Annotated in this window: 12 protein-coding genes and 1 pseudogene; 7 read left to right on the top strand and 6 right to left on the bottom strand. The window is 33.3% G+C overall.

Features of this window, described 5'->3' with window-relative positions:
• The 4 genes from Q0C22_RS03515 to cobT all read left to right on the top strand — a co-directional run.
• On the top strand, positions 1 to 785 hold a 785-nt coding region (locus Q0C22_RS03515), incomplete at its 5' end, for a CoA-transferase subunit beta (RefSeq protein ID WP_291490694.1).
• A 100-nt stretch (positions 786 to 885) separates the two neighbouring features.
• Positions 886 to 2340, top strand: coding sequence for a 4-hydroxyphenylacetate 3-hydroxylase N-terminal domain-containing protein (locus Q0C22_RS03510; protein WP_291490692.1), 1455 nt, complete (start codon positions 886 to 888; stop codon positions 2338 to 2340).
• A gap of 78 nt (positions 2341 to 2418) precedes the next feature.
• Complete coding sequence (locus Q0C22_RS03505) at positions 2419 to 3555, top strand: acyl-CoA dehydrogenase family protein (RefSeq protein ID WP_291490690.1); 1137 nt, start codon at positions 2419 to 2421, stop codon at positions 3553 to 3555.
• 90 nt (positions 3556 to 3645) lie between these two features.
• Entirely contained in the window at positions 3646 to 4719 is a 1074-nt protein-coding gene (cobT, locus tag Q0C22_RS03500) for a nicotinate-nucleotide--dimethylbenzimidazole phosphoribosyltransferase (RefSeq protein WP_291490688.1), read from the top strand.
• 6 nt (positions 4720 to 4725) lie between these two features.
• Here cobT and Q0C22_RS03495 read toward each other — a convergent pair whose 3' ends face one another.
• Genes Q0C22_RS03495 through Q0C22_RS03470 form a run of 6 tightly spaced genes read right to left on the bottom strand, consistent with a single transcriptional unit; the run spans position 4726 to position 9677 of the window.
• A complete protein-coding gene (locus Q0C22_RS03495) occupies positions 4726 to 5868 on the bottom strand; it encodes a hypothetical protein (protein WP_291490686.1) in 1143 nt (380 codons plus the stop codon).
• A 16-nt stretch (positions 5869 to 5884) separates the two neighbouring features.
• Positions 5885 to 7090, bottom strand: a complete 1206-nt coding sequence (locus Q0C22_RS03490) for an argininosuccinate synthase (protein WP_291490685.1) — start codon at positions 7088 to 7090, stop codon at positions 5885 to 5887.
• On the bottom strand, positions 7087 to 8022 hold the full coding sequence (gene argF / locus Q0C22_RS03485; RefSeq protein ID WP_291490683.1) for an ornithine carbamoyltransferase: 936 nt from the start codon (positions 8020 to 8022) through the stop codon (positions 7087 to 7089). The genes Q0C22_RS03490 and argF overlap by 4 nt, the downstream gene beginning before the upstream one ends.
• An 8-nt stretch (positions 8023 to 8030) precedes the next feature.
• Positions 8031 to 8660 (bottom strand): hypothetical protein, encoded by a 630-nt coding sequence (locus tag Q0C22_RS03480; protein ID WP_291490681.1) that lies wholly within the window; start codon positions 8658 to 8660, stop codon positions 8031 to 8033.
• Positions 8648 to 9382 carry a DUF364 domain-containing protein gene (locus Q0C22_RS03475; RefSeq protein ID WP_291490679.1) on the bottom strand — a complete coding sequence of 245 codons (735 nt, stop codon included), beginning with the start codon at positions 9380 to 9382 and terminating at the stop codon, positions 8648 to 8650. Before Q0C22_RS03475 ends, Q0C22_RS03480 begins: the two co-directional genes overlap by 13 nt.
• On the bottom strand, positions 9369 to 9677 hold the full coding sequence (locus tag Q0C22_RS03470; protein WP_291490677.1) for a thioredoxin family protein: 309 nt from the start codon (positions 9675 to 9677) through the stop codon (positions 9369 to 9371). The genes Q0C22_RS03475 and Q0C22_RS03470 overlap by 14 nt, the downstream gene beginning before the upstream one ends.
• A gap of 86 nt (positions 9678 to 9763) precedes the next feature.
• Here Q0C22_RS03470 and Q0C22_RS03465 point away from each other — a divergent pair, with 86 nt between their 5' ends.
• The 3 genes and pseudogenes from Q0C22_RS03465 to Q0C22_RS03455 form a co-directional block, all read left to right on the top strand.
• The gene (locus tag Q0C22_RS03465) at positions 9764 to 10636 is read left to right on the top strand and encodes an ARMT1-like domain-containing protein (protein WP_291490675.1); all 873 of its coding nucleotides are present in this window, start codon (positions 9764 to 9766) and stop codon (positions 10634 to 10636) included.
• Positions 10630 to 11766: a ribonuclease HII gene (locus Q0C22_RS03460; RefSeq protein WP_291490673.1), complete on the top strand. Its 1137-nt coding sequence runs from the start codon at positions 10630 to 10632 to the stop codon at positions 11764 to 11766. The genes Q0C22_RS03465 and Q0C22_RS03460 overlap by 7 nt, the downstream gene beginning before the upstream one ends.
• Positions 11714 to 11910: pseudogene (locus tag Q0C22_RS03455) on the top strand (gluconokinase); the annotation flags it as partial. The gene Q0C22_RS03460 and the pseudogene Q0C22_RS03455, both read left to right, overlap by 53 nt.

Genomic DNA, 11910 nt, shown 5'->3' with positions numbered 1-11910 from the left:
GGCGGGAAATGAGTAAATACAACGAAATGGAATTAATGATTTGTGTAGCAGCTAGAATGTTTGAAGATGGTGCTTCTTGTTCTGTAGGTACTGGCGTCCCTTGTGCTGCCGCTGCTTTAGCTCAAAAACTACATGCCCCAAACCTTCTAATAATGTTTGAGGTTGGTGGTGTAGCACCATTGTTACCATCGATGCCTATTTCTATAGGAGATTCTAATACAATATATAAGGCTATTCAAACAGTTAGTATGCCTAAAATAATGGAAATGAATCAAAGGGGACTAATAGATTATGCTTTTTTAGGTGGAGCTCAGATAGACATGTATGGTAATATTAATTCTACTGTTATTGGTAATCATGATAAACCAACGGTTAGATTCCCAGGTAGTGGCGGTGCTAATGATTTTGCTTCTTTTGCCTGGAGAAGCGTTATTATAGCTCCACACTCTGCGAGAAGGTTTACCAATAAAATAGATTACATTACTACCCCAGGTTATCTTACTGGTCCAGGTGCTAGAGAAAAAGCAGGATTGCCTTCAAATACTGGACCATATAAAGTCATTACCAATTTAGCTGTAATGGGTTTTGATGAAAGTACAAAAAGGATGTATCTTGAGTCTGTTCATCCAGGCGTAACTGTAGATGATGTAATAAAAAATACTGGATTCGAACTTATAATTAAAGAACCTATAGGGCAAACAGAACCTCCAACTGAAGAAGAGTTAAAAATTTTAAGAGAAGAAGTTGATCCATTTAGAGCAGTAATTTCAAGAAAAGCTGAGTAATTTAATTAAAGGAGGTTGTTAACATGAAAAAGAAGCGGTGTGAAGAAACAAAAAATATTTATTTTTCTGAAATTTTTCTTAGAACAAAAGGAGGTAACTTATGAAAACAGCACAAGAATACAAAGAGTCATTAAAAAAGATGAGACCCAATATCTACAAGTTTGGAAAGCTTATAGAAGACGTAACAACTGATCCGGCAACAAAAAGAACTGTAGAAAGCCATAGTAGATGTTTTGCGGCAGCATATGAGCCTGAGTACGAAGAAATATTTACTACTATTTCAAATTTTACGGGAGAAAAAATTTTTAGGTTTAATTCACTAATGATGTCTGAAGCGGATGTAATAGGAAATTCGAAGTTAAAAAGAGCATGTTATAGACTTACTGGAACTTGTACTGGAGCTGTTTGTGTAGGATGGAATTGCCAAAATACATTGTATGCTGTAACTTATGATATGGATAAGGAATACAATACTAATTACCATCAAAGATTGGAGTCGTGGATTAAGTATGCTCAAGAAAATAGTTTAGCTGTAGCAGGTGCTCTAACTGATCCCAAAGGCGATCGCAGCAAGAAACCATCGCAACAAGCTGATCTTGATAGTAATCTTAGAATTGTAGAAGTTAAAAAAGATGGCATAGTCATACGTGGTGCTAAAGTAATGATTTGTGGTGTAGCTGCTTCAAATGAAATTTTTTTATTGCCCGGTGGAGTATATGGGGAATCTGACAAAGATTTTGCAGTAGCTTGCGTAGTACCCCGCGATATTGATGGTTTAACAATAGTAGAAACAACGCGTCCAAGCGACTTAAGAGAACTTGAAGATAATTTCGATATGCCTCAAACAGGTATTACTCAAGCTTACCTTATGTTCGATAATGTTTTTGTGCCCAATGAAAGAGTATTTATGTGTGGAGAGTACAAATATACACGAGATGTCATAAACTATTTCACTTCAACATATCGTGCCTGTATCGGAGCTTGTGTTGCAGGACAAGGGGACGTAATGATTGGTGCTGCTGTTTTAATGGCTAGAGCCAATGGTTTATCTTCAAGAGTGTTTTTTGACAAACTTATCAATATGTCAATAAATAATGAGGTTACATACGGTCTTGGTATTGGTGCGATTGCATTGGGGAAAAAGCATCCATCTGGAGTATATTTCCCAGATCAATTGTTGGCTAATGTTAATAAAGTTCAAGTAGCAACTCTTCCATACGAAACTAAACGTTTAACACAAGACATAGCAGGAGGTATTGGTGAAACAGGCTGTCTTCCTTCCTGTCAAGATATTGAAAATCCTCAATACGGTCAACTTATAGAGAAATATTTAAAGGCAGGAGAAGGTTCAGGAAAAACTCGCGCAAAAATCGCAAGATTAATAGAATGGCTTACGCTTGGTGCTGGAGTCCCTGGTACAATGCACGGAGGAGGTTCACCTGATGGTGCTCGTCTTTTTATTAGGGCTTTAACTCCTTTTGATAAATATGTAGACTATGCAAAAAAAATAATGAATATCGAAGAAGATGTCAAAGAACCTGAAAAAGCAAAATAATTTTGACTTGCGTAGATTTTTCTACGCAAGTCAAAATATTACATTAAGTAAAAAATTGTTTTTCAAATGGAGGTTTTTATGATTGATTTTACTTTTACACAAGAACAGGAAGATTTTAGAAAACAAGTTGCAGACTTTACAGCCAGCAAAATTGCACCTAAAGCAAAAGAAATGGAACAAAACAAGACTGCAGACAAAGAAGTGGTAGAAGCTATAAAGCAGGCAAAGCTTACAGGTGTATTTATACCAAAAGAGTATGGCGGCTTAGGTCTTGGTTATGTTGCAAGGCTTATTGCTTTGGAAGAAATAGCTAAAGTTTCACCTGGTGTTTCCATGATGCTCCAGATATTTGGCCTTGGCATTGAGCCTATTTTAAAATCAGGCAATGATGATCAAAAACAAAGGTACCTTCCAGGCCTTTCAAGTGGTGAGAAACTCGCTACGGTAGCAGTAACTGAAACTACAGGCGGATCAGATCCAACTGGCATAGAAACAACTTATACAAAAGAAGGCAATTATTACATACTAAACGGAAGAAAAATAATGCTAACAAATGCCCCAGTTGCCAATACATTTGTAGTATTGGCAAAAGACCCAAATAACCCAAAAGCTTTTTCTACATTCATTATTGAAGATAATTTTGAAGGTTTCAAAAGGGGCAAAGACTGGAATGAAATAGGGCTTCATGGATGCAGTGTAGGTGAGATCTTGCTGCAAAACTGTAAAGTCCCTCAAGAAAACCTACTTGGTGAAGAAGGTAAAGGTATGAGGGTAGCAATGAGCGCAATTGGCGAAGTAGGCAGAGGTGGTATGGTAGGCGTAGGTCTTGGCATAATTTCCACGCTTTTAGAACAATCGGTTAATTTCTCAAAAAAACGCATATTGTATGGCAAGCCTATAAGCAACCTTCAAACAATACAAAATAAACTTGCACAGATGAAACTGGATCTTGAGATTTCAAGACTACTTGGCTATAGAGCAGCCAGTATGCAAGATAAAGGCCAAAGGTGTGATTTAGAGTTTGCAATGGCAAAATACTACACAACAGAAGCAGCCCAAAGATGTGCAAAAATGGCTGTAGATATACATGGTGGCTATGGTGTAGTTGAAGAATCTATCGTTACAAGATTCTTAAGAGATTCTTTTGTACTTGGACCATCTGCTGGAACATCTGATATAATGATGGTTATTATTGCAAGAGCTGCCATAGGGTGAAAATATATAAAAAGTAGTTATAATATTGACAAAATTAAAAAGTAAGAGTAAAGATAAAGGGAGGTTTTTGAAAAAAAAAGAGGTTTAAAAATGAATTTAAAAGACATAGTATCCAACATTACACCGATCAATGAAGATGTATTAGAGAAAGCAAAAGAAAAAACTTCACGACTTATTATGCCATATAGAGCTCTTGGATATGTAAATGACATATCCGAAAAATTATGTGCTATTTACTCAACGCTTGAGCCAAAAATAGAAAATAAAGGCATTTTTGTAATGGCAGCTGATCATGGCGTAGCCGAAGAAAATGTTAGTGCATATCCGCAAGAGGTTACTTGTGAAATGATAAAAGCTTTTATTGAAGGTGTTGCTACAATCAATGCACTTGCAAGGCTAAACAATTGTTTTACCATAATTGCAGATGTTGGAAGTTTATGCGATTGGAAAAATATTTCAAACTTACAAAAAAACACTCTTATAGTAAATAAAGTCAAAAGTAGCACAAATAATTTTACAAAACAGTGTGCAATGACCAGAAAAGAAGCTATACAATCCATAATGATTGGCTTTGATATAGCAAACGAGTACATTCATTCAAAAAAACTAAACCTAATTGCAGCAGGTGATATGGGTATCTCAAATACAACAGCAGCTAGTGCAATTGGAGCTTGTATAACAAAAAATGAAGTAGAGCTTATGACAGGACAAGGCACACTCATTACAGATGAAATGCTAAAAAATAAGGTTTCAATAATTAAAAAGGCCATAAACCTTCACAAACCAGATCCAGATGATGCCATAGACGTATTATCAAAAATAGGAGGCTTTGAAATTGGCGCAATAGCAGGCGTTATTTTGGCTGCTTGTTACAATAAAATACCTGTAGTTATTGATGGACTAATTTCTACATCTGCAGCGCTTTTGGCTTACAAATTAAATCCAGTAACAAAACAATATATGTTTGCTGGACATTTATCGAAAGAAAAAGGCCATAATTTAATGCTTTCTTATCTTGACTTAAAGCCAATATTACAGCTTGATATGAGGTTAGGCGAGGGCAGTGGTGCGGTTCTATCCATGCCAATTATTGAAGCAGCAGCTAAAATTATCACAGAAGTTGCTACGTTTGAGCAAGCTAAAGTTAGCAAAAGCAATTTGTAAATTACACTACTTAATAACTTTTTCTAATGCGTCGCAAAAATCACTTGCATAAATAAAATTTGTCTGGGGCAATAAAAATATTGTTTTATCTTTTAAACCAAAAAAAACATGCTGGGCTAGATAATTACCAATAGCAGTTTCTATAATTTTATAATCAATACTATTATTTTCAAATATTCCAAGAATTTTAAATATTAAATCTTTACTTTTGTACTCAAATTTTTCAAGCTTTAGAGGAAAATCGAATGTTTTTAATGTGGTTTTTGGGCTGCAAAATGGTTTTTGAAGGCAAAGCCTGTAAAAAGTCCTGTTTAGGCGTTTCCATTTTTTTGCATAAAGCGTATCAAAATCATCGATTGTTTCAATAAAAAATTTACCTAAAGGCTTCAATGAAAAGAATTGTCCAATAATTGCACTATAAACGGCAAATGGATAATTATCTGTAACAATATGCAAAAAGCCGTTTTGTTTTAATTTATCTGTAATTTTTTTAAATGTAATTTTATTGAAAATTGAGTGTTTGATTCGATAAAGCTTAAACCACGGTTCGGGGAAGTTCACATAAATATTATCAAAAGAATTGTTGTCAAATAAATCAATCGCGTGGTTACAATCATAATTCAAAAGTTTTACGTTATTTAGCTTTTCATTGCAACAACGATTTAGCGCAAAAAGAAAATCTTTACCGTAAACTTCAATACCCAAAAAAGACTCTTTTGGCTTTTGTTTTGCAAGATTTATCAAAAACTCACCACGACCGAAACCAATTTCTAAATTATTAATTGATTCTTTATTGTATGTAAGTATCTTTTGTGGGTAAACGCTTTCATAACAATCGCAAAATTCTATATTTGTATTTGTATGTTCAAGATTATGTGAAACTATTTCGCAATTTAAATTATTTGCGATTTTTTTTGCAGTATCTAAAATTGCATCCTTTAGTTTATCTGTAATAATAGAGCGAGTAGCTTTGTTTAGCTTAATAATAAGCAAATCTTGTTTTTTGTAAACATCCAAAAAGCATCTAAATTCATCCAGAGGCAGTATTCCTTTATTTTTATACCTGAAGATATTAACACATTCTATATCATTTAAATTTTTATTGGTTTTTATTATTGCATGAGGCATATTAAATGTAGATAGGGGCACATTTTGCCCCTATAGCTTACTTTTGTGAATATTTTATGCTTGCCATTACTTTCAAAGGCAAACCCCAGATATTGCAAAATCCCTCGCCATCTTTATGTTTAAAAGTATCAGATGCTTCATAGGTAGCAAGGTTTTTATTGTAAATAGAATATGGTGATTTTCTTGAAACTGCCGTTACAGAACCTTTATATAGCTTTATTGTAACTTCGCCTGTTAAATTTTCACACAATTTGTCAGCAAAAGCATCTAAAGCTTCTCTTAGCGGTGAAAACCACAAACCATAATATACAAGTTCTGAATACTTTATAGAAAGCTGATCTTTAAAGTGCATTGCTTCTCTATCTAAAATTAACTGTTCTAAAGCTCTTTTTGCTTCAAGCAAGCTTACAGCAGCTGGCGCTTCGTAAACTTCTCTTGATTTTATCCCAACAAGCCTGTTTTCAATCATATCAATCCTGCCAACACCATGTGAGCCTGCAATGTGATTTAGTTGTGTTACCAGATCAACAATTGGCATTTTGTTGCCATCTATGCTTACCGGAATAGCTTTTTCAAAACCAATTGTTATGTATTGTGGCTTATCTGGCGCTTCAAGAGGATTTTTTGTTAGAGAAAAGATATCTTCTGGAGTTTCTTGTTCCGGGTCTTCTAAAATACCTGCTTCAATTGCCACACCCCAGATGTTTCTATCAATTGAATAAGGTTTTTCTTTGGTAATTGGAATTTCAATATTGAATTTTTTAGCGTATTCAATTTCTTCTTCTCTGGATTTTAACTCCCAGTCTCTAACAGGTACAAGCACTTTAATATCCGGCTTAAGCGCAACAGCAGAAACATCAAATCTTACCTGATCATTGCCCTTGCCAGTTGAACCATGTGCTATAGCGTCAGCACCTTCTTTTATTGCAACCTCAACGAGCTTTTTTGTAATCAGTGGCCTGCCAAGTGCAGTAGCAAGCGGGTATTTATTTTCATACAGTGCATTCATTTTAAAAGCTTTCATTACATAGTCTTCTAAAAATTCTTTTCTTAAATCTTCTACATAAGCTTTACTTGCGCCGGTTTTTAAAGCTTTTGCTTTTATAGGCTCAAGCGGTTCGTTTTGACCTAAATCTGCAGTGTAGGTTATTACTTCACAATTATAATTATCCATTAACCATTTTATAATAACTGATGTGTCAAGCCCTCCAGAATAAGCTAAGACAACTTTTTTTACACTCATAACTCTACTCCTTTATTTATTAAATTAAAAATTATTGCCATTTGAGCATATAAACGATTTTCTGCCTGGTTAAATACCACAGAATGTTTGCCATCAATAATATCGGCTGTAACTTCTTCATTTCTATGAGCCGGCAGACAATGCATAAAGATAAAATTACTATCTGCAAATGAGCATAGTTTTTGATCTATCTGAAATTTTTTTAATATTGAATGTTTTTTTTCTTTTTGGTCTTCCTGGCCCATAGAAGTCCAAACATCTGTGTAAACGACATTTGCACCGCTTAGGGCTTCTATTGGATCATCTGTTATAATTATATTTGAGTTTGTTTCTTTAGAAATCTCAATGGCTTCTTTTACAATTAAACCGCTTGGGCTATAGTCCTTTGGACAGGCAATTGATATATCAATACCAAGCATAGCGCAATGCAAAAGTAAAGAATTTGCCATATTGTTTCCGTCGCCAACATAAGCTAATTTTATATTATGAAAACTACCAAAATGCTCCTTTATAGTTAACATATCTGTCAGACTCTGACAGGGATGCAACAGATCACTTAACCCATTTATTACAGGAGAGCTTGAGTTTAGTGAAAAATCAATTAACCTTTGATGCTCAAATGTGCGTATCATTACAATATCACAATAACTTGAAATTACTTTTGCTGTATCTTCTATTGTTTCGCCTCGCCCAAGCTGGATATCTTTTGAAGACAAAAATATTGTCTGGCCCCCAAGTTTTTTAAAGCCAGCCTCAAATGAAACCCTCGTTCTTGTCGAAGACTTTTCAAATATCATTGCAAGTATTAAATCTTTAAATGGCTTGAATTCCTGTCTTTTTTTAATTTTTTCTTTTATTTGCAAACCAAGATCTATGGTTTTAATGGTTGTTTGTATATCAAAATCCGTTGGGCTTAAATAGTGGCAAATCATTAAACCTCCTAAAAAAAGCAAAGCCTCTTTAAATTAATCATACTTACAAAAGCGCTTTGTGGACCAAAAAAAATAACAAGCCTATTTGCATTATCCATTGACGATATCTCTAAAATATCATCTGCCCACGGCTTTGTAAGACAATATCCACTACACAATACCAAAAAATTGTTTGCAATGCAATCAAAAATGCGCTCTTGAAAACCATTTTCTTGAAAATTCAAAAAATTTACTTTAAAGTCATACTTACTTAGAATCTCAAAATTACTTTCAAAATTATCAATAAAGCACATACTTAAATTTGAGCCATAGCGCTTAAAAAACCTGTTTCCCATCTCATTAAAGCAAAATTGCTTATTTTTGCAAAAAACCGTTGAAGGCTCTTTATTGTAATAGTTAACAAACGCGTTCAAAAAACCTACAAATAGCTCTTTATTTATATCGTTATCAAGGTTAAGACTCATTATCTGCTCAACGCTTAAGGTTTCTTCTATGTTGCTAAACGTTAGACCTTCACTTTTTGCACCCAAAAAATGCGTATATAAACAATTTTCTTTTGTTTCAAAAAAAACCGTTTTATCTAACAAATCTTGAATTAATGGCAAAATTTTGCTTTTTGTTTCTTCTAAGATTGGCATAAAACACACTCTTTTTTTGTATATTTTGAAATCAACCTTGTTCCTGCTGCAAGGCTAATTAGCGTTTTGATTTTGTCTTTATCGCTCACGCTTATACCGCACAAATGCGTAGCTTTGGTATTTGAAAATGCTTGATCAGACATAGTGCATGTAGCACCTAAAATAATATTGTAACTTGCACTAGAAAAATTTAATATGCTATCAATTGTTTTATTTACAAGTGTTGTTGCAGAAATTATTGCAATATCACAATTTTTCAACTCAAAATAGCTTGCCCAATCTGGAAGTGATTCAAATCTTGGATCTCTTTCTATAATTTTTAAGCTTTTAGCTCTTTTTTTAATATTTTCAATAATTGGCGCAAAATAGCCTACCATTACAACAGTGTGCTCTTTTTCAATAAGATTTAAAAAATCAAAATAATTTTCTTGCGGCTTATTCAATATGGCATTTGCGCAGGCTATAGCAAGCGCACTATCAAGCAAGTTGTATGAAAAAATCCCATTTAATAGTTCTATAGCTTTTTTACCTATAATTTTTTCGCCGATATCTAAAACATTGCAACTGGCATGGTTTAGTTCTTTTGCAAATGTATACGAAAGCCCACAAAAAGTCCTATTAAGCTCAACACAGGTATAACCAAGTCCAATTCTTATATCGCTTATTTCCAGTTCAAGTGCTTTTTGTCTTGCCGTTTCATAAATTGCTTCATGGATATACATAATTTTGTACTCTTTCTATATAATCTAAAACTTCATTTAATGAAAATACACCGCTAAAAACATTGATTTGTTTTTTTTCAAAATAAATGGCAATTGTTGGTGCACTGTAGATATTTGTTACAGATACGATCTGAGGTAAATTATCTATGTAAACTTCAAAAAAGTCATCTCTATCTTTTAGTTTAAATGATAGGGCTTTGCATGTTGAACAACTGTTTGAGCTAAAAAGTATACCAACTAAAGGTTTGCTATCAATTGCCTTATTAAAGCCATCCATTGAATCAATTACTTCCATAGGCTTGTAATATTAGCATAAATTTGTAATTTTGTAAAACTAAAACCATCCTTTACTTAAAAATTTTTTGTAGTATAATACTACATGTGAAAGTAAAACCAGAGTGTTTTGTTTGCTTTGTTTCGCAAGCTATTAGAGCTACAGAAATCATCAGCAAAAAAGACGATGATGCCATAAAGGCATTAAAAAATGTAACAAAAGTATTATCTGAAATTGAATATAATGTAGCACCACCTTTAATATCAGAGTTTGTGTATGGTTCTATAACCAAAACACTTGACCATGATGATCCATACAGTGAAATTAAAAAGAAGTACAATAAAATAGCGCTTAACTACGTAGATGATCTAAAACGCTACATTGAAGACTCAGATGATAAGTTGCAAGCCGCAATAAACATTTCTGTTGCAGGAAATATAATTGATTTTGGCTCTCAAATAGAAAAATTCAACATAAAAGAAACACTTAACAAGGCAATTAATGAAGGTTTTTTGGTTAACGATATTGAAGATTTCAAATTAAAAATAAACAAAGCTAAAACATTGCTTTTTTTAGCAGATAATGCAGGAGAGATTGTTTTTGACAAACTGCTTTTACAAACCATAAAAAACCTTTATCCAAATTTAAATATCTACATTGCCTTGCGAGGAAAACCAATAATAAATGATGTAACCAAAAATGACATTGAAGGTTTGGGTTTAGAAGAGATAGGAACACTAATTGAAAGTACAAAACCAACACCTGGTTTCTGGCCTGATTACTGTGATAATCTATGCAAAAAAATCTATAACAAAGCTGATGTTATTATATCAAAAGGGCAGGGCAACTTTGAAACACTTTCAGAGTTTGACGATGATAGGGTGTTTTTTTTGTTTATAATAAAATGTTCGGTTGTGGAAAAATACCTTAACAAACCTAAATACTCACATATATTTGCCAAAAAAAGTTCTCTATGCTAATAGCGGGCGTTGATGAAGCAGGAAGAGGTCCATGGGCTGGACCAATTGTCAGCGCTGTTTGCATTCTACCAAAAAGGCTTAATCTAATAGTAAAAGATTCAAAAGTTTTAACGCAAAAAAAACGTGAAGAAATTTATAAAATACTTACCAGACACTCAATATACGGCATTGGAATTGCTACTTGCAAAGAAATAGATAGATTTGGCATTGTAAAAGCCTTTGAGATATCAATAAAAAGAGCACTCTTGTTCATACCCAAAAAGCCAGATTTATTATTGATAGATGGAAAAGATCACTTAAATTTACCGGTCAAATTTAAAAGTATCGTAGATGGGGACTCAAAAATAGCCTGCATATCAGCAGCATCTATTCTGGCAAAAGTAAGTCGAGACCACTACATGATACTTATGTCTCAAAAATATCCAAATCATGCATTTGATCAACACAAAGGATATGGCACAAAAAAGCATATCGAATTATTGGAAAAGTTTGGCATATGCGATATACACAGAAAAAGTTTTGAGCCGATAAAACAATTTATAAATGGCACATTTAAACCAAAATTACTTTTGCATGCCTGTTGTGCACCGTGTGCGACAAGTGTAATAGAGCGCTTAAAAGAAAAATTTAGACGTAGCATATATTTTTTTAACCCAAATATACAGCCCAAAAAAGAATATCAGCTAAGATTAAAAGAAATGACTGAGCTTTGCAAATACCACAATTTAGAGCTAATTGTCCCAAAATACGATCCCAAAGAATGGTTTAAAAAAGTAAAATTATACAAAAATTATCCAGAAGGTTCTAAAAGGTGCACACTATGTTATGCTTACAGATTGTACAAAACTGCTTTTTTTGCCAAAAAACATAATTTTGAGTACTTTACAACCACATTATCTGTAAGTCCTTTGAAAAAATATAATACAATCCTACAGATTGGCAAAACACTCGAAAGTCTAAATGTGCGTTTTTTTGAGGAAGATTTTAAAAAGAAAGACGGTTTTAAACGCTCATGCGAGCTTTCTAAAGAATTCAATTTCTATAGACAAAATTATTGCGGTTGTGTATATTCTTACCATGAATCAATTAATAGAAAACTTAAAAAACAAGCTCAAAGCAACACTTATTGAAACGCACATATCGTATGTTTTAGTAAATGAGATTGTTTATAAAATAAAAAAAAGCGTAAATTTTGGTTTTCTAGATTTTACAAGCCTGCAAAAAAGAAAATACTATTGCGAAAAAGAAGTTGAATTAAATAGCAGATTTTCACC

The sequence above is a fragment of the Desulfurella sp. genome (assembly GCF_023256235.1).
GTDB lineage: Bacteria > Campylobacterota_A > Desulfurellia > Desulfurellales > Desulfurellaceae > Desulfurella.
Note: the sequence above shows the minus strand (reverse complement) of the source record. Positions and strands in the feature narration are given on the sequence as shown.

Excerpts from the sequence above, each read along its gene's own strand:
- Q0C22_RS03490 (WP_291490685.1), bottom strand. The coding sequence starts at position 7,090 with ATGAGTGTAAAAAAAGTTGTCTTAGCTTATTCTGGAGGGCTTGACACA.
- cobT (WP_291490688.1), top strand. The coding sequence starts at position 3,646 with ATGAATTTAAAAGACATAGTATCCAACATTACACCGATCAATGAAGAT.
- Q0C22_RS03480 (WP_291490681.1), bottom strand. The coding sequence starts at position 8,660 with ATGCCAATCTTAGAAGAAACAAAAAGCAAAATTTTGCCATTAATTCAA.
- argF (WP_291490683.1), bottom strand. The coding sequence starts at position 8,022 with ATGATTTGCCACTATTTAAGCCCAACGGATTTTGATATACAAACAACC.
- Q0C22_RS03505 (WP_291490690.1), top strand. The coding sequence starts at position 2,419 with ATGATTGATTTTACTTTTACACAAGAACAGGAAGATTTTAGAAAACAA.
- Q0C22_RS03510 (WP_291490692.1), top strand. The coding sequence starts at position 886 with ATGAAAACAGCACAAGAATACAAAGAGTCATTAAAAAAGATGAGACCC.
- Q0C22_RS03470 (WP_291490677.1), bottom strand. The coding sequence starts at position 9,677 with ATGGAAGTAATTGATTCAATGGATGGCTTTAATAAGGCAATTGATAGC.
- Q0C22_RS03460 (WP_291490673.1), top strand. The coding sequence starts at position 10,630 with ATGCTAATAGCGGGCGTTGATGAAGCAGGAAGAGGTCCATGGGCTGGA.
- Q0C22_RS03475 (WP_291490679.1), bottom strand. The coding sequence starts at position 9,382 with ATGTATATCCATGAAGCAATTTATGAAACGGCAAGACAAAAAGCACTT.